Annotated in this window: 26 protein-coding genes; 5 read left to right on the top strand and 21 right to left on the bottom strand. The window is 69.6% G+C overall.

Annotated features, from left to right (window positions below):
• Positions 1–15: 15 nt before the first annotated feature.
• The 8 genes from ACQUSR_RS17030 to ACQUSR_RS16995 all read right to left on the bottom strand — a co-directional run bounded on the left by ACQUSR_RS17030 (position 16) and on the right by ACQUSR_RS16995 (position 5,421).
• A complete protein-coding gene (locus ACQUSR_RS17030) occupies positions 16–291 on the bottom strand; it encodes a hypothetical protein (RefSeq protein WP_431047641.1) in 276 nt (91 codons plus the stop codon).
• A gap of 18 nt (positions 292–309) precedes the next feature.
• A complete protein-coding gene (locus tag ACQUSR_RS17025; protein ID WP_431043424.1) occupies positions 310–735 on the bottom strand; it encodes a hypothetical protein in 426 nt (141 codons plus the stop codon).
• Positions 736–1,214: 479 nt separating this feature from the next.
• Positions 1,215–1,658, bottom strand: a complete 444-nt coding sequence (locus ACQUSR_RS17020; protein WP_431043423.1) for a DUF4279 domain-containing protein — start codon at positions 1,656–1,658, stop codon at positions 1,215–1,217.
• A 9-nt stretch (positions 1,659–1,667) separates the two neighbouring features.
• The gene (locus ACQUSR_RS17015) at positions 1,668–2,042 is read right to left on the bottom strand and encodes a DUF4279 domain-containing protein (RefSeq protein ID WP_431047639.1); all 375 of its coding nucleotides are present in this window, start codon (positions 2,040–2,042) and stop codon (positions 1,668–1,670) included.
• An 87-nt stretch (positions 2,043–2,129) separates the two neighbouring features.
• On the bottom strand, positions 2,130–4,238 hold the full coding sequence (locus ACQUSR_RS17010) for a putative adhesin (protein ID WP_431043422.1): 2,109 nt from the start codon (positions 4,236–4,238) through the stop codon (positions 2,130–2,132).
• Entirely contained in the window at positions 4,229–4,681 is a 453-nt protein-coding gene (locus ACQUSR_RS17005; protein WP_431043421.1) for a DUF6507 family protein, read from the bottom strand. Before ACQUSR_RS17005 ends, ACQUSR_RS17010 begins: the two co-directional genes overlap by 10 nt.
• 80 nt (positions 4,682–4,761) lie before the next feature.
• Complete coding sequence (locus ACQUSR_RS17000; RefSeq protein ID WP_431043420.1) at positions 4,762–5,070, bottom strand: pore-forming ESAT-6 family protein; 309 nt, start codon at positions 5,068–5,070, stop codon at positions 4,762–4,764.
• A gap of 18 nt (positions 5,071–5,088) precedes the next feature.
• Positions 5,089–5,421, bottom strand: a complete 333-nt coding sequence (locus ACQUSR_RS16995; RefSeq protein ID WP_431043419.1) for a hypothetical protein — start codon at positions 5,419–5,421, stop codon at positions 5,089–5,091.
• Between the two features lie 210 nt (positions 5,422–5,631).
• On the opposite strand from ACQUSR_RS16995, the gene ACQUSR_RS16990 reads away from it, so the two are divergent.
• Entirely contained in the window at positions 5,632–6,105 is a 474-nt protein-coding gene (locus ACQUSR_RS16990; protein WP_431043418.1) for a hypothetical protein, read from the top strand.
• Here the strand turns inward: ACQUSR_RS16990 and ACQUSR_RS16985 are convergent.
• Together ACQUSR_RS16985 and ACQUSR_RS16980 are read right to left on the bottom strand one after the other, a co-directional pair.
• On the bottom strand, positions 6,098–6,292 hold the full coding sequence (locus ACQUSR_RS16985; protein ID WP_431043417.1) for a DUF397 domain-containing protein: 195 nt from the start codon (positions 6,290–6,292) through the stop codon (positions 6,098–6,100). The two genes, ACQUSR_RS16990 and ACQUSR_RS16985, sit on opposite strands and share 8 nt — an antisense overlap.
• Positions 6,293–6,304: 12 nt before the next feature.
• Positions 6,305–7,159, bottom strand: a complete 855-nt coding sequence (locus ACQUSR_RS16980) for a helix-turn-helix domain-containing protein (protein ID WP_431043416.1) — start codon at positions 7,157–7,159, stop codon at positions 6,305–6,307.
• A gap of 141 nt (positions 7,160–7,300) precedes the next feature.
• On the opposite strand from ACQUSR_RS16980, the gene ACQUSR_RS16975 reads away from it, so the two are divergent.
• The gene (locus ACQUSR_RS16975; RefSeq protein WP_431043415.1) at positions 7,301–7,729 is read left to right on the top strand and encodes an ATP-binding protein; all 429 of its coding nucleotides are present in this window, start codon (positions 7,301–7,303) and stop codon (positions 7,727–7,729) included.
• A gap of 287 nt (positions 7,730–8,016) precedes the next feature.
• On the opposite strand, the gene ACQUSR_RS16970 is transcribed toward ACQUSR_RS16975, so the two are convergent.
• The gene (locus ACQUSR_RS16970) at positions 8,017–8,259 is read right to left on the bottom strand and encodes an SCO5918 family protein (protein ID WP_431043414.1); all 243 of its coding nucleotides are present in this window, start codon (positions 8,257–8,259) and stop codon (positions 8,017–8,019) included.
• 302 nt (positions 8,260–8,561) lie between these two features.
• Between ACQUSR_RS16970 and ACQUSR_RS16965 the strand changes: the two genes are divergently transcribed.
• Positions 8,562–8,765, top strand: a complete 204-nt coding sequence (locus ACQUSR_RS16965) for a cold-shock protein (protein ID WP_197987712.1) — start codon at positions 8,562–8,564, stop codon at positions 8,763–8,765.
• Positions 8,766–8,858: 93 nt separating this feature from the next.
• Here ACQUSR_RS16965 and ACQUSR_RS16960 read toward each other — a convergent pair whose 3' ends face one another.
• The 5 genes from ACQUSR_RS16960 to ACQUSR_RS16940 all read right to left on the bottom strand — a co-directional run bounded on the left by ACQUSR_RS16960 (position 8,859) and on the right by ACQUSR_RS16940 (position 12,632).
• The gene (locus ACQUSR_RS16960; RefSeq protein WP_431043413.1) at positions 8,859–9,305 is read right to left on the bottom strand and encodes a DUF5994 family protein; all 447 of its coding nucleotides are present in this window, start codon (positions 9,303–9,305) and stop codon (positions 8,859–8,861) included.
• Positions 9,306–9,454: 149 nt separating this feature from the next.
• Entirely contained in the window at positions 9,455–10,705 is a 1,251-nt protein-coding gene (locus ACQUSR_RS16955; RefSeq protein WP_431043412.1) for an ATP-binding protein, read from the bottom strand.
• Positions 10,706–10,814: 109 nt separating this feature from the next.
• Positions 10,815–11,489 carry a two-component system response regulator CseB gene (cseB, locus tag ACQUSR_RS16950; protein ID WP_431043411.1) on the bottom strand — a complete coding sequence of 225 codons (675 nt, stop codon included), beginning with the start codon at positions 11,487–11,489 and terminating at the stop codon, positions 10,815–10,817.
• 13 nt (positions 11,490–11,502) lie between these two features.
• Positions 11,503–12,003, bottom strand: coding sequence for a hypothetical protein (locus ACQUSR_RS16945; RefSeq protein ID WP_431043410.1), 501 nt, complete (start codon positions 12,001–12,003; stop codon positions 11,503–11,505).
• Positions 12,004–12,086: 83 nt separating this feature from the next.
• Entirely contained in the window at positions 12,087–12,632 is a 546-nt protein-coding gene (locus ACQUSR_RS16940) for a hypothetical protein (protein WP_431043409.1), read from the bottom strand.
• 212 nt (positions 12,633–12,844) lie between these two features.
• On the opposite strand from ACQUSR_RS16940, the gene ACQUSR_RS16935 reads away from it, so the two are divergent.
• Entirely contained in the window at positions 12,845–15,538 is a 2,694-nt protein-coding gene (locus tag ACQUSR_RS16935) for a SpoIIE family protein phosphatase (protein ID WP_431043408.1), read from the top strand.
• Between the two features lie 203 nt (positions 15,539–15,741).
• The gene (locus tag ACQUSR_RS16930; protein WP_431043407.1) at positions 15,742–16,197 is read left to right on the top strand and encodes a tellurite resistance TerB family protein; all 456 of its coding nucleotides are present in this window, start codon (positions 15,742–15,744) and stop codon (positions 16,195–16,197) included.
• 45 nt (positions 16,198–16,242) lie between these two features.
• On the opposite strand, the gene ACQUSR_RS16925 is transcribed toward ACQUSR_RS16930, so the two are convergent.
• The 5 genes from ACQUSR_RS16925 to ACQUSR_RS16905 all read right to left on the bottom strand — a co-directional run bounded on the left by ACQUSR_RS16925 (position 16,243) and on the right by ACQUSR_RS16905 (position 22,006).
• On the bottom strand, positions 16,243–16,683 hold the full coding sequence (locus ACQUSR_RS16925; protein ID WP_431043406.1) for an ankyrin repeat domain-containing protein: 441 nt from the start codon (positions 16,681–16,683) through the stop codon (positions 16,243–16,245).
• A gap of 54 nt (positions 16,684–16,737) precedes the next feature.
• Positions 16,738–17,781, bottom strand: a complete 1,044-nt coding sequence (locus ACQUSR_RS16920) for a M56 family metallopeptidase (protein ID WP_431043405.1) — start codon at positions 17,779–17,781, stop codon at positions 16,738–16,740.
• 3 nt (positions 17,782–17,784) lie between these two features.
• A complete protein-coding gene (locus tag ACQUSR_RS16915) occupies positions 17,785–18,318 on the bottom strand; it encodes a BlaI/MecI/CopY family transcriptional regulator (protein WP_431043404.1) in 534 nt (177 codons plus the stop codon).
• Positions 18,315–19,535 carry an MFS transporter gene (locus ACQUSR_RS16910; RefSeq protein ID WP_431043403.1) on the bottom strand — a complete coding sequence of 407 codons (1,221 nt, stop codon included), beginning with the start codon at positions 19,533–19,535 and terminating at the stop codon, positions 18,315–18,317. The genes ACQUSR_RS16915 and ACQUSR_RS16910 overlap by 4 nt, the downstream gene beginning before the upstream one ends.
• Positions 19,536–19,891: 356 nt before the next feature.
• Positions 19,892–22,006, bottom strand: a complete 2,115-nt coding sequence (locus ACQUSR_RS16905) for a GTP-binding protein (RefSeq protein WP_431047637.1) — start codon at positions 22,004–22,006, stop codon at positions 19,892–19,894.
• Positions 22,007–22,164: the final 158 nt, after the last annotated feature.

The following is a 22,164-nucleotide window of genomic DNA, read 5'->3' as shown; positions in this document are numbered from 1 at the left end:
ACTTAATCGAACCTATCATCGCGACGTTTCACTCACGCTGGCAGGCACAGTCCGCACGCCAGCCCCCGGCCCCGAGTTCCCCCGCTCCCCCAACTTCCCCGAAACGAAAGACCATCCGACACACCCCGCACACAACACGGCGGCGAGAGCGACACCGGCGAACGCCTTGCCGAGATTCTCATCGGTGGTCCGCCGACTGCGCTGAGCCCCGTGCAACAGCGCATCCCGAAGCCGCCGACGCCGCACCGACACCGACTCCAGCAGCTGACTGTCGTAATCCTGCGCCGCCATCATCCCCACCCAACTCGGCTACGAAAGGAAGATCGCGGCCAGCATCACTGCCCAGAACACCAGTGGGAGCAAGGGCACGTAGGCGACAGCACGCCGTCTGATCGGCTTCCCAGGATCAAGCTGCGCCCCTGGCTGCCCCGGCACAGGCACCGGCAGCTTCTTGATTTTCGCGTTGGCGACGAGGTTACAGACGATCGTGAACGGGTTGAAGAACACCATGGAGTGCGGACTCCACCAGCCCTGCCCCAGGGATTTGGCAGTCATCTCCCGAAACGTCGCGGTCCCGCAGTTGCGACAGAACGGCCCCTCCAGGCTCATGGACCGCGTCGCGATGAGCAACCCCTGATGCTGCCGGAACTTCACATCCACGGCAGGGTGCGCGCCGCAGATCCGACAGGTCGGCTGCACCGGGGCCGCCGCATAGCCGTAGCCGGGAGCTCCCATCGGCTGGCCGTGAGGGCCAGGCTGATGAGGATATCCACCTGGGTACGCAGGAGTCTGAGGGGAGTGAGAGGGGTTGGGCGGCAGCGCGAAAGGGTGATCGCCGCTCGGGCTTGTCATCAGGATCCTCGCCGAGTTCTCAGTATCGAAAGAGTGCCGCTGGTACATCAAACACACTGTGCTCCGGGGGCCGAGTCGCAGTTGGCCACACCGGCGAACGGTCATGCCTGACTGGCCAGGATCTTCAACTCTGTCAGGTCGGTAGCCACCTTGCGGGCTTCTCACCGCACGCTTCCGAGGGCCTCCGGGTGCGAACCTTCCACCGGGTGAGATCACTAGGGTCCCATCCTCAACACGGATGACGAACTGCACATTCGACTTCCCGTAGATATCGCTCAGGCGACCAGCAATTCTCATCGACCCATGATGGAAGGCCCATGACGATCGTGGAGTCCCGGCGGACGTCGACCGCATCTCCTAAGTCAAAGCCCTAGTTCCGAAAAGAAGTCGGAGTCATCCTTCGAAGCGGGGTATCGAACCGTAAACGACAAAGGAACACCGAGATCTCGGACACTCAAAAGAGCCTCAGGGCTCAGCTGAAGCGTCGCACGCTTTTCAAGGCTGTAAGAAATATCAAATTGAACGGAGTAACCCTTCTCGCGCAACTCTGCAAGCGCTTCCCGGCGACTCAGCAACTGGGAGGCGAGACCAATAAGCTGTTCCGAGACGCTAGCGATAGAAACCCTACCGACGCCATACATCCAACAACCTGCCCCGCCGCGGAAGGATGACAACGCACCCGGCACGCGGGAAGCAACCGGCTCAAGGGAGAGCTCACGACTCACCCATTCTGGCGCCAGATCACTCTTCGTAATGAGCAGCATTACACTCACATATGCCCCATTTGGCATGTTTTCGACCTTCACTGTCGCTCCTTAGCGCTCACTGGTGCTCGCCGCCACCCTGAGAGGGATTCCAATCTCCGCCATACGCGCCACCACCTCAGCCGGAAGCTGGAATGTCGCACCATTCCCTACGAAACCGAAGACATCCAGATAAACCTCGCACCCATCTGCTTGCAGGGCTCGGAGCTCCGCACCCTTAGCGGTGATCGCCGACAAGATCCGCTCAACCTGCTCGTCGAGCTTCCTCGACGTGCGTTCATCGCACTCCAGCAGCCAGAGCCCATTCACGTCCTCAGGTGATCGCCACTTACTCGGACCGGGCATTCGCTTACTGGTCGGCTCAATCGCCAATCTCTCCGTTACGACATCGGGATCTAGATTCGGACTTTCGACAACCAGGGACACCTCTGTGAGAACCCACGGCCCTTCACTGTGGGCATATTCTTCCACCGAAAGAATCCAATCTCTAGATCAGCACCGGCACTTATGCTACTACGAATGCTCTCGGCAAGCAGCCCAGTGAACGCTGCCCATATTCGGCTTGAGCAATTTCGACAGGAGGGTCCGTTCGGCCACGGTCACCGAGCCTTCCATGATGCTGAACGACATGCCAAATGTACCCTCGGGTGCGGCGAGAGTGTAATCGGGAATTCGCTCACCAGCCTCGTACTTGACCACATAGCCACCCTCCGGGTAGACGCCACTCTCCACCGCAAGGCCGTTAAGGCCCGGTATTCGGTCCCCATCCGGCACATAGAACGATATCGTCGTTCCCTCGGGAACTACGGTCTCGCCGGAACCTCTCCGCAAATAACCATGACCAGCAAATACGGTCTCCCCGTCGGGGCGTCCCCCCGCGAAGACCCGCGTCGCATAAGCATGGCCATCCTCTGGCGTATAGCTGCGAGATGAAGGACTCAGCCCACGACCAATAAGGGCCTGCTTTATCTCATCCGGTGGCGGAAGAGGGGCGTCCGACCCACGAGCGACTTCGTCAGGAAATAGGTCATCGATGAGTTCAGCGTCCACATACTGGGCCGCCGCCCCATCTCGTGTTCCCGAATCGCCCCAACCGTGGTCAGCTGATGCCTCGCTGCGATCAACACTCTGTCCATCATCAGGATCATGCCCGTGATGCGAGAGGTTGTCATCAGATGCGGAATCTGGCGTGCCACGGCTGCCCGGCGGGGTAACGTTGTCGTCCGCTCGGTTCGTGGCGTTTAGGTCGTTACCGCGCCCGCCTACGCCCGCTAGCTCGTGGTCCCTTGCAAGGGAAACGTCCTCGCCTTGGAGCCGCTCGGCGGCAGATGGCTCCGTCTTGGGTATCACGCCCTTCCGGAGGAGCTGGCCGTTCTCGTCGAGGAGTGCGCCGTCCGACTTGCGGATGTAAGCGAACTCGTGGTCATTGATCGGGACTCGGACAGTCTTGTCCGGCATTTCGACGGCGTTGTCCAAGGCGTGCTGGAGGCTGGCGGGGTTGGGGCCATCTACCTTGATCAGGTTGTCCAGCGAGCTGAGGATGGTGGAGAGCTTGGGCATGGGTATCTTGCCCAGCCCCTTACTGGCTCCCTTGAATATATACGTCATCGGGTCGACCAGGTGCCCGCCCTGACGTATCGCGTTGATCGCCTTGGCGCCCTTACTGGCGGCGTTGGCTGCCTGGCCCGCTTTGGTCGGGGCAGCGATGGCGGTAAGCCCGTTGAAGACCACCACACCAGTCGCCCGGCCGGGATTTTCCTTCCACATGTCATAGGCGACCACGCTCTTCGCGGTCTCTTTGGCGATCTGCTTGCTCTCGCGCAGAAACGGAGGGAGTTCGCTCTCCGGCTTGTCCCGCCAGGATGGCGTCAACCAGATGGACGCACCGGTGGCGATCATGGCCAAGCCCTTCCACGCAGCCTGCATCTCGTCGGTGCCGTGGAACCCGGCAAGCGTGAGCAGACCGTCGATGGTGCCCCACACGCCATCAACGAAGAAGCCTTCTACTGCGTTGTAGACGTGACGATTGACTCTTTCGACGTGTGAAAGCCTCTTCTTTGCTGGCTTTCCCCACGGCAACTCTTCAGGCTTGTCGGACTTCCCCTCGCGCGCCTCGTACGCCTTCGCCTTCTCCTTGAGCGTCATGCCGCCGTGCAACATGGCGATGCTGTCGGCCGCCCGCTCCTCGGCCGCGCGGAATGCCTTCGCCGCGGCTGTCACAGCGTCGAAGATCTTGTTGTGCTCGTCGACCTTGTCCTGGTCCTTATCCCAGTAGTCGTCGCCCTCCACACTCGCCATGAACAACGACGCCTGCGTCTGGAGCGACTTCAGCTTCTCGACGATCGGACGGATTTCGATCGCGTAGCTGTCGAGGGCGCTCCAGATCCACTCCAGCTCACCCGCGAAGTCATCCGCGGTGTCCCGTACCGGTGCCGTGCTCGCGAAGAGCTTCTCCGCCTCCGGCGCGGAATAAAACGACTTCAATCCGCCGAACCCGGTGTGGATGTCGGACCCGGTCTTCCGGATCTTGCCCGCGATGGTCTTGAACGCCAGCGCGTCCTTCTCCAGCTGCTCCAGATTCCCGGTGAACAGCGGAATACCCTGAACCTTGATCACGTCCACGACTTGGGCACCCCTCGCTGGTCCACAGGGAGGAACTCGAAGCCCTGAGGCAGTCCCCTTGCCTCCCGCTGGCTGTCCGCCGCCATCTGGAGGTCCCCGTTGATATAGGCGGTCGTCGCGTCCGTCGCGCCGTCAAGCGACTTGCAGGCACGGGCAGCCATGTACGACAGGCACTTACCCCGCTTCTCGAAGTACTCGGCCAACGCTCCGGCGACCACACCCAGCTCGCAGGCGTACGCGTCACCTGCCACCGGGCGTTCGTTACCCTTCGGGGTCCGGTCCACATCATTGCCGAGGATGGTGCCCGCTGACGCCGCGGCACTCTCCACCAGCTTGCTGAGGGCCTTGCCTTCACCCTCGATCTGACGGACGACCCCGCCTGTCTTGATCAGAACACTCCGCACGCCGGGCGGATCGATGTCCCAGTCCTTTTCCTTGCCCACAGTCCCCCCCTGCCGAACAGCACTCACATCCGCGGCCGGGCCGCCACCATCGACGGCCGCCCGGTCCTATCCGGATGCGGTCACCCGATCCCGTCCACCGCCGCCTTGGCCCGTGCGAGGGTCTGCTGAGCGGTCCCGTCGTTCTTTTCCAGCGTGGTGCGCACCAGCTGGATGATCGACCTCACCTCGGCGGCCGCGTTGTTCCAGCGGACTTCCTTCGCGTGGTACTCGTCCGCGACCCCGTCAGCCGTGAAGTCCGCCATCGCGGCCTTCACCGCGCGGTCGCGGTCGTTGAGCACCTGCTCCAGCCGGGCGACGACCACCGAGATGTTCGCCTGCACCTCACCGGAGGCGCCAGAGTCGTAACTGCGCCGGTCCTGGCTCGCCATGTTTCTGCCCCCTGTTTCTCAGCGCCCGGAGAACCGGGCAGCGTCGAAGTTCGCCGCGGCCAGCGCGGTCCGCGCGTTGTCGGCCGACTCCTGGTCACCGGTGCCGAATGCCTTGTCCATCCCGGACTGTCCGCCCAGGATCTGCGCGAGCGCTCCGTTCAATGCTGAAGTAATTCCGTCAGCGTTCAACTTAAATTGGTCGAACGCCGTCTTGCCGGCACCGTTGAACCGGCCCTCCAGCGGCTCCGCCGCAGCGACCAATTGCCTGATCAGAACGCCCAAGTCGTTGCTCGAACCCGCGGTTTGCGTTGTCAAGGTCGACAGTGCCGAACTGCCCATGTCGAACTTCATGCCCCACCCCGTATCCGATCGTTGGTCATACCACCCTACAGATTGTCAGGAACCTGCCTGCAACCGACTTCCCGACACGCCAACGCTGACAACAAATCCAGCTCGTCTGGTTCCCGACGGCGGGCGCGTGGGTCGCGCCTTGCCATGTGACAGGATCAGCGGCTGGTTTCGGGCGGGGTGCCCTGACCGGATTCGACTGCTGGGGGAAACATGCGCAAATCGGTTACTGGGATAGCCCTCGCCGTGGCGACTGCCGTCCTGGTCTCGGGGTGTGGCGGCGATGAGGGCGACGACAAGGACACCGGCAAGAAGGACGGTGCAGCGAAGTCGTCCGTGCAGCCGACAGGCGATGCGCCGGGCAAGGGGGCGACGCGCGAGGTGACCTTGGAGGTGCTGAAAGGCACCGGGAAGGTGCTCTCCTTCACGGGGAAGATGTCGATCTACTACAACTTGGAGAGCAATGGGAGCGAGGAGTCGTCCCTTCCATGGAAGAAGACCGCCACGCTGACCCTTACGGACGCGGAGAGGCGTGTCGGGTACCACGTGTCCATCGTGCCCGGCTCGCTTAAAGGGCCTGACGGCATGGCCCACCCCGCCCCGTGCGTCATCAAGGTCGACGGGAAGAAGGTCGCGGACAACCAGGGCGGCAAGTCCAGGAAGGGCTGCGCCTACGAGCTCAAGTGAGCCTGTCGAACGCCCCCGCCTTGGCGGCGCGGATGAAGGTGCCGAGGCGGGCGGGGGTCGTCCTCAGTACGGTGCCGGGGTGTTCGCTCTCGCGGAGGCGCACCGTGCGATCGGGGGCGGCGGCGAGGTTGAGGCAATTGCTCGCCGCCTGGCAGTATGAAGACTTCTTCCAGTCCAGCGTCGACATCGTGTCTGCCTTTCAGAGCGATCGGGCGATCTCACGGATGAAGTCGCGTGACTCCTCCGGCTTGAGGGCGAGGGTCGCCATCCGGTCCAAGACGCTACGGTACGTCTCCAACTGGGCTTCGGCATCGATGAATACAGGACCGTTCGCCTCGTCGAGCTGAACCGTATCGAGTTGTGGAACCGGCCCGGCGGCATAGCCGAAGGTTTGTCCTGGCGCAGGGTACGCACCTGCCTCAAACGGAACAGCCAAGACGGTGATGTGGTCGTGCTCGCTCATGGTGAGGATGTGGTCTAGCTGCGCCCGTGTGGCCGCCCTGCCGCCGAACTGCATACGCAGGGCTGCTTCATGGATGATCGCTGTGTATTCGAGGGGGTCGTCCCGGAACAGGACCACTTGGCGCTTGATGCGGTGAGAGATGCGATGCTCCACCTCGTGGGGCGGGAGCGGTGGCGCTGCCTGTTGGAAGAGCGCTCGCGCGTGGTCGACAGTTTGAAGCAGACCGGGCAGTGTGGCCGTCTGAACCGTTCGCAACGTCACTGCGTGGTGCTCGAATTCGGCCAAGTCCAGGAGCCCATGAGGCACGAAGCCGCGATGCTCCTCCCACCAGAGATGGCGCTTCCGCTCGCCCGTCATGCCGACAAGGGCCTTGACCAACGCCTCGTCTGAGCAGTGGTAGGCACGGGCAAGTGCCCGGACCCGCGCCGCGCTGACGCCGACCCGGCCTGTCTCGATGTTGCTGATCTTCGCGCGCTCGGCACCGAGCTGGGCAGCGGCCTCAGCGGCGGTCATTCCAGCGCGCTCGCGGAGCTTGCGCAGCTCAGAACCCAGGCGCAGTTGACGGACTGTCGGTGTGGTCCTCGGTGGCATGGTCCTTCTCTCGTCGCTCACACACAGTGTGCCGTTGTCACCCACACAGGTCTAGCGACACATGAGTCTTGAGAAAGGGACGACAAGTGTCTCCTTTCAGGTCTACCGTGTGTAGCACGTCACTCACTCCACGGAGGCTCCATGAGCCATGACCTGCCCCAAGACTGGGCCTACTCCCTTGAGTTCGCGCACACGCCCCTCGCCCCGCACATCGCTCGGCACACCCTCCGCCTCATCCTCGAAGCCCATGGCGCAGCGGAACTCACCGACACCGCCGAGTTGTTAACGTCCGAGCTGGTCACCAACAGCGTCCACCACGCCGAGGGCCCGGCCTCCATTCGCGTCGTACGCAACGGCGACAAGGGCGTGCGGGTCAGCGTCTGTGACACCAACCCGCAGCTCCCGACACTGGACGTCGGCTGGGACGACGATGCCGACGCCGAGAACGGGCGTGGCATCGGGCTCGTCGCGGCGTTCGCCGACGACTGGGGTGGGTGTGCGATCGGGCCCGGGGTCTTCGGGGGCGGCGGTAAGACCGTCTGGTTCGAGCTCGGCCCGGCCGTCGGGTGACACCGACGGATCCCCCGCCGCCGGTTCGGCGCACGGTGGCTTCTCCCCGCTCGTCCTCGACGACCCGCGTTCAGCCGCGGGCGGCATGGCCGAAGTGCACCTGTCGTGCACGCCCGGCGGGCGGCCCCTTGCAATCAGGGTGATCCGGCCGGCTTCGCCCGGGATCCGGAGCCCCGCCGCCGGTTCAAGCAGGCGGTCGAGTCGGCTCAGCGGGTCCAGGGCTGTTCACCGCGCCCGCGGTTCGCTGGGCGCGGTGGCGAGTCGGAGTCGGAGTCGGAGCCCGTGGCTCAGACGCCTGCGCCGGTGCGGCAGGTGAAGCCCAGCTTGCGCATGGCGCGGGTGACCTCGAAGGCGGTGAAGTCGCGGCGGTCCTGGCGGGTGACCACCGCCCCGACCTGCTTGACGGGGTAGCTGCGGCGTCCGATCACGACGCACTCGCCCGCGATGGGCTCAGGCTTGATGCCGCTCATCGCCTGCTCCACCTCGCTTGCGGTGAGATCGAAGGGGTAGCCGGCGATGATGCAGCGCATACGGCCTCACCAGGAGAGAAGGGGACGGGAAGGGGCATGTCCAGGGTCGCACACGCGGGCACGTGCGGGAAGCTGTACGCGAGGGTCTGAAAATTCTCCAGGAAAATCCCGCACAGCGGCGAAATCTGTGCTACCTTGGGTTTTGTTGCAGTTGTGGTACCCATGAACTTAGTGTGCGCCTGACGGGATGTAACCCTTGGGCGCTTTTTGTTTTTCCGGGCTCTCCGGATGGGGTCATTACGGCGACCAGAGATTCGCAGAATTTGCGGATTTCCGTACTGCCCCTATTTAAGGAGATCAGCATGGCTACTGGCACCGTGAAGTGGTTCAACGCCGAAAAGGGCTTCGGGTTCATCGAGCAGGACGGCGGCGGCGCCGACGTCTTCGCGCACTACTCGAACATCGCCACCCAGGGCTTCCGCGAGCTGCGGGAAGGCCAGAAGGTGACCTTCGACGTCACGCAGGGCCAGAAGGGCCCGCAGGCCGAGAACATCGTTCCCGCCTGATCAGTATCAGGAGGCGCCGCGCCTTGGCGCCCCCACGGAAGGGCCCGCACACCTCGAGGTGTGCGGGCCCTTCCCGTATCTCAGGAGCTCGGTTCAAGAGCTCGATGTGATGCCCGTATCGATCAGAATCTGCTCGGCCTGACGGATATTGCCGACCTGTACCGCCCTGGCCATCGCTTCGCGGGCCGCCGATGGCGACGCCGTCGGCGGAATGACGAGCAACTTGAAGTGGTCGCGCTCGCCGCGGGTGACGAGAACGGTGTCGTCGCCGACCGGCGACCAGTCGAGGTGCACCACGCGGTCGTCCACGACCAGCCGTGTGGGCGTCTCGTCCCAGGCGCTCGCGTCGAGGCCGACGCGGGTGATGGGGCCGATGTGCCCGGCCAAGGCGCTGACGAGCCCGGGCAGCTCCGCCCCGGCGCTGCGTGAGCGAGGCCACCAGGCGCCGTCGAGCAGGCCCCCGCGGGCCGATGCGGTCTGCAGTCTCAGCAGCAGGGCGCCCGGCGCCACCCGTTCGTGGATGCCGTCCGGCAACGTCATGTCCGGGGACGACGCCCCTGGGTCAGCTGTCATGTGGTCCACCGCCCGTCCGCGGGGGAAGCCCGCTGTGGTCCGGGGCGACCTCGGCACCGGCGCCGGTGTGCAACCTCGGTGATGTTCCTCAGCCTACCTCCGGCATATCCGCTATATCAGACATGCTTGCCGCCCGCCGCGGGCTGTCCCGTGGAGCCGGGTGTGAGGTCGAGGGTGGCCCTGGCACCCCCCGTCGGGGGGTTTTCGTAGGTGACCCTCGCCCCCAGGACCCGCGCCTGGCCCTCGACGATCGTCAGGCCCAGGCCGATGCCCGTGCCGCGCTCGCGGGCGCCGGTGCGGAAGCGGCGTGGGCCCTCCGTCAGGAGGTCGGTGGGGAAGCCGGGGCCGTGGTCCCTTACGCGTAGGGCCGGGGCGTCGACTTCCAGGACGACCGGTGCGGCGCCGTGGCGCCTCGCGTTCGTGATCAGGTTGGTCAGGACGCGTTCGACCCTGCGGGGGTCCGTCTCCACGATCCCGTCGGCGGCCACCACTACGTTCACGTCCCCGGCCGTCCCGCCGGCCGTCGCCGCCGCCGCCCGGTGCGCCAACGTGCTCAGCCGCACCGCCTCGCGCTGCGCCTGCTCCACGCCCGGGACGTCCAGGCGCGCCACCTCCAGGACGTCCTCGACCAGGCGGCGCAGTACGTCCACACCCCCGCTGACCAGCTCGGCCGGGCGGCCGGGCGGCAGGAGGCCGACGGCGGTGACCAGGCCGGCCACGGGGGTGCGCAGTTCGTGGGCGATGTCGGCGGTGACTCGGCGTTCGGCCTCCAGGCGGGCGCTCAGGGCGTCCGCCATGGTGTTGACGGCGGCGCCGAGGCGGGCGATCTCGTCCTTGCCCTTGGGTTCGACCCTCGCCGTCAGGTCGCCGTCCGCGATCCGCTGCGCGGTGCGCGCGGACGCGCCGATGCGCCGTCCGGCGGTGGCGGCCACGGCGACGCCCAGTCCGCAGCCGAGTGCGGTGGCCGCGGCGCCCGAGCCCAGCAGCACCTGGTCGAGATCGGTGAGGGCCCGGGCCTGCTCGGCGTAGGAGCGGCGTACGGCGAGGATGTCGCCGTCGACGCGGGCGGCGGCCCACATCAACGGGGGCCGGTCGCCGCCGCGGTGCTGGAGATACGTGGCCCGCACCGGGCGGCGGGTGATCGTCTCGCGCAGCGTGGCCGGCAGGTCCCGTGGATTGACCACGGCGCCGCTGTCGATCCCGGCGGCGTAGTCGTCCAACGCGTCCCGGAGCTGGGCGTCGGCCGCGCGGGCCGCGTTCCTCCGCTGGTCCTCGGCGGTGCGATGGTGCACCAGGAGGCCGATGAGCGTGGCCACGATCGCGGCGGTCCCGGCGATGACCAGGGCGGTCTTGGTGCGCAGTCCCATGGCGGTCAACTCGGCTCAGGTGGGGGTGAGGTGGGGGGAGGTGGGAGGGGAGGCGTGTCGGGACGGGTCGGATGCAGGGCGGGTCGGATGCGGTGCGGGTCGGGTGCGGTCACGTCGCCAGCTTGTAGCCGAAGCCCCGGACGGTCTCGATGCGGTCGCGGCCGATCTTGGCGCGCAGCCGCTGCACATGGACGTCGACGACACGCGTGTCGCCGCCCCACGCGTAGTCCCACACGCGCTCCAGCAGCGCCGTCCGCGAGAGCACCACGCCCGGCTGGGCCGCGAACTCCAGCACCAGCTTGCGTTCGGTGGGCGTCAGGTCGAGCAGCCGGCCGTCCCGGCGGACCTCCATGGACGCGGTGTCCACGGTGAGGTCGCCGAACCGCAGCGGCGGTTCCTCCTCCGGGACGCTCCGCGGGAGGTCGGCGGCCCGGCGCAGCGCCGAGCGGATGCGGGCGACCAGCACGGGGATGTCGTACGGCTTGGTGATGTAGTCGTCCGCGCCCGCCTCCAGGCCGAGGACGACGTCCACCGGGTCCGTGCGGGCGGAGATCAGCAGCACCGGCAGTCTGCTCTCCTCCCGGATACGGCGCACCAGGCTGACCCCGTCCAGGTGCGGCAGCATGACGTCCAGTACGGCGACATCGGGGGTGCGTTCGCGGAACCGCGCCAGTCCGGCCAGGCCGTCGGAGGCCGTGCGCACCTCGTAGCCGTACGTCTCCAGGGACAGCTGGGTGGCCTCACGGAGCAGCGGGTCATCCTCCACCAGCAGCACGTCGGTCATCTCTTGCGGCTCCTCAGGATTCCGGTACCGGGAGATGCGCTTCGCGCAGTTCGGCTGCCTGGTCGGGTGGGAGGTGGGCCGACCGTACGGTGGCCCGGGTGTAGTACGCCACGTTCTCGCGGTCCTCCAGGCCGGTGAGCTCGACGGTGGCCGGGTACCCGTCCTCGCTGCACTTGGTGGTCGTGCACCACAGGCCGCTCACCCGTCCGGTCGCGACGGCCTTCTCCTTGCCCCAGTTCCGCCAGCTCAGCTGGAAGAGCCCCGTGTGCTCCGTGATGCCGAGATTCGTAGGACGGCGCAGCGGCCGGCCGGCGGCGTCAGTGACGTAGACCGGGCGGCCTGCGCCCCGGGTGAGGCTGGGGGCCGGACCCTCGACACGGGGCCGGTCATCGGGGCCGCCGCACCCCGCCGTACCCAGGGCCGCCAGCGTCAGCGCCAGCACCGGCGCGAAGGCGACCGCGGCCTTGGGCTTGGGCATGGGCTTGGGCATGGGCTTGGGCATGGGCTTGGGCATGGGCTTGGGGTGCATCGGGACCCTTTCGCTTGAGCGGCGCGCGGGCTGCCGCCACGCGCCTCAGCGGATGGCCGCCACGTGCCTCAGCGGGTGGCGAGCGGGCGCTTGCCCTTCAGGTCCTCGGAATCGTACGCTCCGGGCTTCCCGGACAGCTTGAGCCGGAAGCTGGAGAAGACCTTCTTCCCCTTGACGGTCTTGGGGTCCGAGAGCGTGACGGTCGCCTTCAGCGGCTTGTCGAGGCACTTGTCCAGGCACCAGGTGCCCGTGACCTTTCCGGTGCCCACCGCCTTCTTCGCACCCCACTGCTTCCAGTGCACGCCGTGGATCGAGGTGAACTCGGAGAGCACCAGGTTCTTCGGGCTGCGCACGGCGACGCCCTTGTCCGCGTTCTCCTCGCCGTAGTGGTTGACGACGTACGGGGCGGCGCTGGTACGGGCGACGCTCGCGCTGCGGGTGATGTCGGCTGAGGCGGCCCCGGCGGCGTTCTTGTCGCTCTTGCCGCTCTCGCCGCAGGCGGTGGTGAGCAGGCCGAGGACGGCGACCCCGGCCAGGGCGGTCGCCATGGCCGCCGGCCTGTCGCGGCGGGCCATGGTGGTGCGGGTGCGGGCGCGGGTTCGGGTGCGGTTCATAGCCGGGGCTCCGGTTCGGTTGCGTCGGTTGGTGTCTCAGAAGCTATGAGCGGCGCTTCTCGGTGGCCTGTCAGCCATGTAACGGCCGTTCATCGGCTGCTGTTACGTGATCGACATACCGTGGCCCGCATACGGGATCCCAGACCGCGACGGCGCACCGCGCTCAGGGGCATGCTTGTGGGGTAGAGGTCTCGAAGGCGAGATGAGCGACCATGGACACACCGGCTGCCGTGGCCGTGGTGAGCCCTGACGGGGCGCTCACCGGCTGGAGCCCCGGCGCGCAGCGGCTCCTGCGGTACTCCGCCGACGAAGTGGTGGGGCTGCTCGCGGCCGACCTGCTCGCGTCGCCGCTTCCGGACACCGCGCGCGCACGGCTGGCCGCCCGCGAGAGCTGGTCCGGTCGGGTGACGCTGCGCGACCGCGACGGCGACCCGGTGGAGTGCGCCCTGCGGGCCCGCCCTCTGGTCGACGGCGACGGACGGACCAGCTGGCTGCTGGAGGCCGCGCTGCCGCGAACCGGGGACGACTTCGGTGACGCCTTCGGTGACGCCGTCGGCGGCGGCATGAAGAGCGGCGCGGACCAGGCCGGCGACCGCGCAGACAGCCACGTCGCGGGCGACTCGGCCCACGTCGCGGGCGGCGCGGGCCACGTCGACGACCGCGCCGTCGACCACCACGTCACGGGCCGAACGGACCACGTCGACGGTCTCGCCTTCGACCGCGCCGTCGATCTCGCCGAGGACCGGCTCCAGCGCTGGGCGTACCTCCAGTCCCCGTTCGCCCAGGGCATCTTCGACACCGAGGGCCGGATCCTGCGGATCAACGCCATGTTCGAGCGGAACGCCGCCGCCTCGACGCGGGAGCTGCGCGGGCTCCGGCTGGACGAGGCCCTGCACGGGCCGGTGTTCGAAGCGGACCAGGCGCTCATCGACCGGGTCGCGGCGACCGGGCGGGGCGAGTACGTCGAGCGGTTCGTCCACCTCCCGGGCGAGCCGCAGGCCCACGCCTGGGCCATCCACGTCTCACCACTGAAGGACCCGGCGGGGCGGGTGCGCGGCGTCATGCAGTCGGCGCTGGACTTCACCGAGCAGTACAACGCGCGCGAGCGGCTGGCCCTGCTCAACGAGGCCAGCAGGCGGATCGGCAGCAGCCTGGACGTCACCCGCACCGCCCAGGAGCTGGCGGACGTGGCCGTCCCCGGGTTCGGCGACTTCATCTCGGTCGATCTGCTGGACGCCGTCCTGCACGGCGACGAGCCGGCCCCCATCCCGGCCGCCGGCCCCCTGCGGCTGCGCCGTGCGGCGCTGCGCTCCATCGTCGATCCGGCGGTCGAGACGGGCCAGCTGGCCGACTACCCGGCCAGTTCGCCGCCGACCCGCTCGCTGGTCACCGGCCGGGGCGCGGTCCACCTGGTCAGCGACCCGGAGATCTCGGCCTGGATGGCGCAGGACCCCGCCCGCGCAGCCTGGGTGCGCGAGCACTGGCCGCACTCGTTCCTGCTGGTGCCGCTGCGGGCGCGCGGCACCAACCTGGGTGTGGTGATGTTCGCCCGCCTGGACTCGTCCATCGATCCGTACGGTCCCGCGGATCTCGAGATCGCCGAGGAACTCGCCGGGCGCGCCGCGGTCTGCATCGACAACGCCCGCCGGTACACCCGCGAGCGGCACACCGCGCTGGCCCTCCAGGAGAGCCTGCTGCCGCGGAGCCTGCCCGAGCAGGCGGCCGTGGAGGTGGCCAGCCGCTATCTGCCCGCCGGTTCGCTGGCCGGTGCGGGGGGCGACTGGTTCGATGTCATCCCGCTCTCCGGTGCCCGCGTCGCCCTGGCCGTCGGCGACGTGGTCGGCCACGGCATCCACGCCTCGGCGGCCATGGGACGGCTGCGGACCGCCGTACGCACCCTCGCCGATGTCGACCTTCCGCCCGACGAGCTGCTCTCGCACCTGGACGACCTGGTGGTCCGCCTCGGCGCCGAGAGCGGCGGCGAGGCGGACGACACGAGTGGCGGCCTCGGAGCGGCCACCGGCCTCGGAGGGACCGGCGGGCTCCGGGCGACCGGCGGCCTCGGGGCCGGCGACTTCGGCGGCTCCAGCGACCTCGGCGCCACCTGTCTGTACGCGGTCTACGACCCGATCTCCCGCAGGTGCGCCATGGCCAGCGCGGGCCATCCCCCGCCCGTCCTGGTCGCCCCGGACGGCACGGTCGACGTACTCGACCTGGCACCGGGCCCGCCGCTGGGCCTGGGCGGGCTGCCGTTCGAGGCGTACGAACTCGATGTGCCCCAGGGCAGCCTGCTGGCGCTCTACACGGACGGCCTGATCGAGGCCCGCCACCGCGACATCGACGACGGCCTGCGCACCCTGTGCAACGCGCTCTCCGACGCCGTCCCTCCCTCGGAGCGGACGCTGGGAGGCGCCCCCTCGCTGGAGCGCACCTGCGACACCGTGCTCAAGGCGATGCTCGACACGCGGCCCGCCGACGATGTGGCGCTGCTCATCGCCCGTACCCGGGCGCTGGACGCCGCGCACGTCGCCGTCTGGGATCTGCCCGCGGACCCGGCGGTGGTCGCCGAGGCGCGCATCCGGGTCGGCGAGCAGCTGCGGGTCTGGGGACTGGAGGAGCTGACCTTCGTCACCGAGCTGGTGGCCAGCGAGCTGGTCACCAACGCCATCCGGTACGCCGCCCCGCCCATCCAGCTGCGGCTGATCAAGGACCGGTCGCTGGTCTGCGAGGTCTCCGACGCCAGCAGCACCGCGCCGCATCTGCGCCGGGCCCGCACCTTCGACGAGGGCGGGCGGGGGCTGATGCTGGTCGCACAGCTCACCGAGCGCTGGGGCACCCGGCACACCGGCACCGGCAAGACCATCTGGGCCGAGCAGGCCACCGCTCGCCCACGGCCGCCGCGCTGACCCGGGTGCCGGTGCGCGTACCCGTGCGCGTACCGGTACGGGCATGGCCGCGCCCTTCACGTGCCACATTGGTTCTACAAGCGTGTAGATTTCAGTTCCGTGCGATACGCCCGAAAACGGCGTGGCCGGGGTGGCCACGACCCGACACGGGCGCGATCAACGAGAACGACGAGAACCGATCGAGAACCGACGAGGAGATTCACATGGCTCTGTGGGACCGGCTCAAGGACTCCGCCCAGACGATGCAGGCTCAGCTCATGGCGAAGAAGAACGAGTTGAAGAGCGGGGCCTTCCGGGACGCGAGCATGGCGATGTGCGCCCTGGTGGCGGCGGCGGACGGCACGATCGACCCGGCCGAGCGGCAGCGCGTCGCCCAGCTCATCGCCACCAACGACGTGCTCCAGAACTTCCCCTCGGACGACCTGCACCGCCGCTTCGAGGAGAACGTCAACAAGCTGACCGCGGACTTCGCCCTCGGCAAGGTCAGCGTGATGCAGGAGATCGGCAAGGCGAAGAAGAAGCCCGCCGAGGCACGGGCCGTCATCCAGATCGGCATCGTCATCGGCGGCGCCGACGGGCACTTCGACCCGACCGAGCAGGCCATCGTGCGCGAGGCGTGCTTCGCGCTGGACATCGCGCCCGCCGAGTTCGACCTCTGAGCGCGCCGGCTGCCGGCGTCCGACGCGCCACCGGTGGCCGACGCGCTACCGGCGTCCGGCGGCCTCGTCGCGCGGCTTCGCCCCCGCCGCGAGCAGCAGGGCCACGGTCTCCGGATACGGGCCTCTCATCGCCCAGTCGAGCGGTGAGTATCCCGTGCCGTGGTCCTCACGGAGGTTCACATCGGCGCCGTACGCGATGAGTTCGCGCACGGCGTCGATATGCCCCCAGCAGGCCGCTCCGCACAGCGGCGTCCCTTGCTCGCCGTGGCCGCTCTCGGTGTCGGGCAGCGCCCCGGCGGCCAGCAGCAGGCGGACGATGTCGGCCGCGCCGTTCACGGATGCCTGGTAGAGCGGCGTCGTGCCCTCGGCATCGGCCGTCTCCGGATGGAGTCCGGCTCTGAGGACCGCCGCCACCCGCGTGGCATCGTCGCAGATCACCGCGTTGACAAGACGGTTCGACAGCTTCTTGTGCCGTCTTCTGTTCACAGCTTCTCGTGCCGCCTTTTCTTGTGCCGCCTTCTGTTCATGGTCCCTCCGGGACTACAGCGGGGTCGCGGCCTTAAGGACGGCGAACAGCGCGAACGCCGCGTTCGCCGAGGACAGGGCGGAGGCCGCCGTCCCCGCCGCGGCCGTCCACGCGGCCAGGCCCACCGCCGTGAACGCGGGCGGCCAGCCGCGCGCCGGAGGGACGGAGCCGAGCAGTGCCGCCACCCTGCGCGGCACCGGCCCGGGCGCGGCGAAGCCGAGCAGCGTCGCCGCGGGCGCGCCGTGCGAGACCAGCGCGGCCTTGCCGACGGCCCGCGCCACGACCTTCCGGTCGCCGACCGCCAGCGCCGCGTCCTCGTCCGCCCACCGCTCGGCGCTGTACGCCACCGCGGCGCGCAGCGGAAGCAACAGCGGGTTCGCCCGCGCCGCCAACTGGGCGGCCAACAAGTGGCGGTGATGGCGCGCCGCGAGGTGGGCCCGCTCGTGGGCGAGCAGGGCCTGGCGCTCACGGGCGTCCAGGCAGGCGAGCATCCCCTCGGAGACCACGATCCGGTCGGGCGTACGGCGGCGGGTACGGCGCGCGTGACCCGTACGGTCCCTGCGGCCAGTACGACCGGTACGACCGGTGCGACCGGTACCCCCGGTGCGACCCGTACGGCGCGCGTCCGGGCCTCCGCCGGGCAGGGCGTACGCGTACGCCCTGGTGTCGGGCAGCACCGCCACGGGTGCGTCCGGCAGGCCGGTGATCGCGTCGTGCGCCCGCCGCCGTACCCGCCGGTGGCGCAGCAGCAGGGCTCCGCACGCCGCGCCGACCGCGGCCAGTGCCCCGATGGCGGCCTTCCCCGCGACCTCGTCGTACGGCACCGCCGCGCGCACCTCGGGGTCCGACCAGCCGTCCGGCAGCGGGTTGCCGGGGAGCTGCGCCGTGCCGACCACCACGAGCAGCATCAGGCACAGCGTGCTGCACAGCGCGAGCACGGCCCCGAGGGCCGAGAGCAGACGGGTGGCGCTGCGCGGGTGGAGGTGCAGTTCGGCGAGGCGGGCGACCGGCAGCGCCGTCAAGGGCAGGACGAGCGGCAGGAAGACGAACACACCCATCGGTCAGCCCTCGGGGTCCGCCGGCGGCTCCATCCGCCCGTCGCCCGACTCCGTCCGCTCGTCCCCTGACTCGCCCGGCTCCGTCCGCCTGTCGCCCGACTCCCCCGGCTCCGTCTGCCCCGCGTCCCCCCGCTCCGCCGCGCCCGCGTCGCCCAGCAGGTCCCTCAGGAGCCGCTCGTCGTCGGGCGTCAGGGCCGTGACGAAGCTGGCCAGGACGGCCTCGCGGTCGCCTTGGCCGTCCAGCACCCGGCGCATCCGCAGCGCCGCCAGCCCCGCCTCGTCCGACGCCGCCCGCCATACGAAGGACCGGCCGACCCGCTCGCGGGTGACGGCCTGCTTGGCGTGCAGCCGGGAGAGGATGGTCATGACCGTGGTGTAGGCCAGATCCCCTTCGAGGCGCTCCTGCACCCAGGCCGCGCCGACCGGGCCCGGGGCCACCTGGAGCACTGCCAGCACCTGGGACTCCAGCTCACCCTGGCCACGGCGCCGGGAACGCCTCGGCCAGCCGATGCCGCCGGCCCCGTCCTGGTCTGTCACATGGGCTCCTTCCCCAGCGCCGCCCCGCCGCCGTCCTCCCGCAGAGCGACCTCTGGGAGGTGCCGCCGCGCAGCGGTCCATCGTAGAACGTGCCGGGCCAGGGCGAGGGCTGCGAGCAGGGCCACGAGCGCGCAGACGCCCGGCCACCCGAAGTGGGCGAAGGCGCGCGCCCCGCACCAGGAACCCATGCCGCCGCCCAGGAAGGCGCAGGTCATGTACGCGGTGTTCAGCCTGCTGCGGGCGTCGGGGCGCAGGGCGTAGATCCGCACCTGGTTGGCGACCATGCCCGACTGCATCGCGACGTCGAGCAGCAGCGTGCCCGCCGTCAGGGCCACCAGGCCCGGCACCCCGCCCAGGCCGCCGACCGCGAGGACGGCGGCAGACGCGAGCGCCCCGAGCATGCAGACGAGGTTGACCGGGTCGGGCCCGTGGCGGTCCACCCGGCGGCCCGCGAGCGGTGTGCAGAGCATGGTCCCCGCGTTGACCAGGGCGAGCGCGCCGACCGCCGACGCGCCCAGGCCGTACGCCGGCCCCGTCAGCAGGAGCGCGACGCCCGTCCAGACGGCCTGGAAGGCGGCGAAGACCGTGGCCTGGTAGAAGCATGAGCGGCGCAGCTCGGGCTCGGTGCGCAGCAGGCGCAGCGGCTCGGCGAGCAGCGCCGGGTAGCGCTGCCGCGACGTTGGAGTCGTGGGCGGCAGCGTACGGGCGAGGACCGCCGCGAGGAGCAGGGCGAGCGCCGCCGCCATCAGGTAGGGGGCCCGCCAGCCCAGCCAGTCGCCGACCGCCCCGCCGACGGTGCGGGACAGCAGCATGCCGCCGATCGAACCACTCAGCAGCGTGCCGGTGACCGCTCCGCGGCGGTCGTCGGAGACCAGCCCGGCCGCCATGGGGCCCGCGATCGGCGCGATCACGGTCGTGACGCCGACCAGGGCGCTCGCGCCGACGAGGGCGGGCAGCACGGGCGCGGCGCTCGCGGCGAGCAGGCCCAGACCGGTGAGGCAGAGCAGGGTGACGAGCAGCGGGCGGTGCCGGAACCGGTCGCCGAGAGGGACCAGCAGGAAGATCCCGACCGCGTAGCCGAACTGCGCGGCGGTCACCACCAGGGCGGCCGCGCCGGGCGGCACCCGCAGGCCGGAGGCGACCAGCGGGCCGAGCACCTGGGGGAAGTAGAGGTTCCCCACGGCCACCCCGCAGGCCACGGCCAGGAGCAGGACCACCCCGCGGCCCAGGGGCGGGCGCGATAGCGGATCCTCCGGTCGGCGCGCGGACGGGCGCGGCAGCGGGCCCTCCGGTCGGCGCGCGGACGGCCCCGCGGGCAGGCCCGAGGGCGAGCCCGTCCCCGGACTCGCGGACGAACTCACGGATGGACCCGCGGACGGCCCCGCGGACAGGCCCGAAGGAGAACCCGCCGCCCGACTCGCAGACGAACCCGCGGGCAGGCCCGAGGGCGAACCCACCAGCGGGCTCGCAGACGAACCCGCGAGCGGCCCCGCGGACAGGCCCGGGGCCGAGCCCGCGGACGGACACGCGAGCGAACCCGAGCCCGCTGGCACGCTCAGCGGCTCCTCCCTCGTCACTCGCCCTCCCCTCGCCCTGCCACCCGCCGCACAACGCGCAGCAGATACCCCTTGCGGTCCAGCGGATCGTGGTCCGTCCGTTCCCGGGTCGGGATCGCGCCGCGCACCGGCTGGTAGCGCTCGAAGGCGCATTCCAGCACGCCCTCGCCGCGCGTCAGCCCCGGCAGCCGCTGCTCCAGCCGGTGCACCGAAGCGGCCGGGATCTCCCCCTCCAGCACGCATGACGCGGCGCGGACGGCGGGAGCCCGCGGAACGGCTCCCAGCCGTGCCAGTACCGGCAGCAGCGCCCCGAACGCGTCCGCCGGGGCCTCCAGGTGGAAGCGGTGCATGGGCTCGTACACCCGGGTACCGGCCTGCCGCAGGGCGCTCATCAGGACCAGCGGTGTCAGCTTGCGGAAGTCGCCGGCGGTACTCGACCACGTGCTCCACCCGGACGGAGGGGGCGGCGTGTACGCGGAGTGTGTCATGGTCACCGTGCAGTCGGTGACCGGCCAGCCGTGGATTCCCTGCCGCAGCGTCTGGTGCACGGTCTCCTCGACCGCCTTCAGGAAGGAGAACGGCAGGGCCCCCAGCTCGATCTCCCATCGGAACCGCACGCCGGAGCCGGCGGCCGCCGGCTCGACGCGCAACCCGACCGTGGCGCGGAACGGGTTGTCCTCCGCGCCCATGAACTCGACGGCGGCGCCGGTGCCGACCGGCCGTTCCCGGCAGATCGTCGTCGTCTCGCGGAAGGTGACGTCGACGCCGAAGTCCTCCGCCAGCGTCGCCTGGATGACCTCTTTCTGCACCTCGCCGTAGAGCGAGACGGACACCTCCCGCCGAACGTCGTCGTGCCGCAGGTTGATCAGCGGGTCCTGCTCGGCGAGCTGGGCGAGCGCGGCGTGCAGCGCGCCTCCGTCGGAGAGGCGGCGGGGGACGACGACCGTCTCCAGCGTGGGCGGCGCGAAGTGCCGCCGTTCCGTGGCGGGCGCGCCGACCGCGCCGGCCCGCGTGGCGGCCTCGCCGACGGTGTCGCCAAGGGTGTCGCCGACCCGGATGCCGCCGAGCCCCCAGAGCTTGCCGATCTGCCCCGCGGAGACCGACGTGCGCCGCACGGCCGCGCCGCCGTCGAAGACACCGACCGCGGTGACCTTGCCCTCACGGTCCCCACTGCCCGCGCCATCGACGCCGCCCGCACCGCTGACGCCGCCGCTCGAGCCGTCCTCGCCGCTCTCGCCATCCCCGCCGTCCCAGCCGAACCGCAGGACGTCCCGGGTCCTCACCGTTCCCGAGCGCAGGCGGACGTACGCGATCTTCTCCCCGGCGGGCCCGCGTTCGACCTTGAAGACCGTGCCGGAGACCGGCCCGTCGGCATCGCCGCCGGCCGCGGGCAGCAGCTCCCTGATGCCCGCGGTCAGCGCGGCCACGCCCGCTCCCGTGATCGCGGAGCCGAAGAACACCGGATGCACCAGCGCCCGTCCGGTCTGCGCCGCCAACTCCGCGCGGAGCCGGTCGTACGAAACCGTCGCCTCGTCGTCCACGTACGCGGCCAGGAGCGACTCATCGTGCTCCGCGAGCTGTTCGACCAGCGCGGACGCGAAACCGGCGTCGGCGGCGGCGTACGGCTCGACGGCGGCGGCGCGGGTGCCCAGCCCCGTGACGGACCCCATCGGCACGATCGCCGGGGTCAGCTTCTCGGACATGCTCCGCAGCAGGCGGTCGTGGCGCGCGCCGCCGCGGTCGATCTTGTTGACGAAGACGAGGGTGGGGATGCGCAGCCGCCGCAGCGTCCGCATCAGCACGCGGGTCTGCGGCTGCACCCCCTCCACGGCGGAGACGACGAGGACGGCGCCGTCGAGCACGCTCAGCACCCGCTCCACCTCGGCGATGAAGTCCGGGTGGCCGGGGGTGTCGATCAGATTGACGGTGGCGTCCTCAATGGCGAAGGAGACGACCGCCGACTTGATGGTGATGCCGCGGCGCCGCTCCAGCGCCAGGGAGTCGGTCTGGGTACTGCCGTCGTCGACGCTGCCGATCTCGCCGATGACTCCGGCGGCGTACAGCAGCCGCTCGGTCAGGCTGGTCTTACCGGCGTCGACGTGGGCCAGAATCCCGAGGTTCAACGTGTGCACCAAGCGTCATGTCCTTTGAAGAAGTGGGGATTTCCTTCGGGGCGAACATGAACGCAGTGCGCATCAACGTCTCCTTTTCCGGTGGCCTGTCGTCGGGCAGTGCAACAGACGGCGACCCGCAGGGCAACCGATTTTCGGCGCCGCCGATACCGGGCCTA

This window comes from Streptomyces sp. P1-3 (genome assembly GCF_050613155.1).
GTDB lineage: Bacteria > Actinomycetota > Actinomycetes > Streptomycetales > Streptomycetaceae > Streptomyces.
This window is presented reverse-complemented; position numbering and strand designations above follow the sequence as displayed.

Coding starts and splice junctions, on each gene's coding strand:
- ACQUSR_RS17030 (WP_431047641.1), bottom strand. CDS start 291: ATGGCGGCGCAGGATTACGACAGTCAGCTGCTGGAGTCGGTGTCGGTG.
- ACQUSR_RS17025 (WP_431043424.1), bottom strand. CDS start 735: ATGGGAGCTCCCGGCTACGGCTATGCGGCGGCCCCGGTGCAGCCGACC.
- ACQUSR_RS17000 (WP_431043420.1), bottom strand. CDS start 5,070: ATGGCGAGCCAGGACCGGCGCAGTTACGACTCTGGCGCCTCCGGTGAG.
- ACQUSR_RS16995 (WP_431043419.1), bottom strand. CDS start 5,421: ATGAAGTTCGACATGGGCAGTTCGGCACTGTCGACCTTGACAACGCAA.
- ACQUSR_RS16990 (WP_431043418.1), top strand. CDS start 5,632: ATGCGCAAATCGGTTACTGGGATAGCCCTCGCCGTGGCGACTGCCGTC.
- ACQUSR_RS16985 (WP_431043417.1), bottom strand. CDS start 6,292: ATGTCGACGCTGGACTGGAAGAAGTCTTCATACTGCCAGGCGGCGAGC.
- ACQUSR_RS16980 (WP_431043416.1), bottom strand. CDS start 7,159: ATGCCACCGAGGACCACACCGACAGTCCGTCAACTGCGCCTGGGTTCT.
- ACQUSR_RS16975 (WP_431043415.1), top strand. CDS start 7,301: ATGAGCCATGACCTGCCCCAAGACTGGGCCTACTCCCTTGAGTTCGCG.
- ACQUSR_RS16970 (WP_431043414.1), bottom strand. CDS start 8,259: ATGCGCTGCATCATCGCCGGCTACCCCTTCGATCTCACCGCAAGCGAG.
- ACQUSR_RS16965 (WP_197987712.1), top strand. CDS start 8,562: ATGGCTACTGGCACCGTGAAGTGGTTCAACGCCGAAAAGGGCTTCGGG.
- ACQUSR_RS16960 (WP_431043413.1), bottom strand. CDS start 9,305: ATGACGTTGCCGGACGGCATCCACGAACGGGTGGCGCCGGGCGCCCTG.
- ACQUSR_RS16955 (WP_431043412.1), bottom strand. CDS start 10,705: ATGGGACTGCGCACCAAGACCGCCCTGGTCATCGCCGGGACCGCCGCG.
- cseB (WP_431043411.1), bottom strand. CDS start 11,489: ATGACCGACGTGCTGCTGGTGGAGGATGACCCGCTGCTCCGTGAGGCC.
- ACQUSR_RS16945 (WP_431043410.1), bottom strand. CDS start 12,003: ATGCCCAAGCCCATGCCCAAGCCCATGCCCAAGCCCATGCCCAAGCCC.
- ACQUSR_RS16940 (WP_431043409.1), bottom strand. CDS start 12,632: ATGAACCGCACCCGAACCCGCGCCCGCACCCGCACCACCATGGCCCGC.
- ACQUSR_RS16935 (WP_431043408.1), top strand. CDS start 12,845: ATGGACACACCGGCTGCCGTGGCCGTGGTGAGCCCTGACGGGGCGCTC.
- ACQUSR_RS16930 (WP_431043407.1), top strand. CDS start 15,742: ATGGCTCTGTGGGACCGGCTCAAGGACTCCGCCCAGACGATGCAGGCT.
- ACQUSR_RS16920 (WP_431043405.1), bottom strand. CDS start 17,781: ATGGGTGTGTTCGTCTTCCTGCCGCTCGTCCTGCCCTTGACGGCGCTG.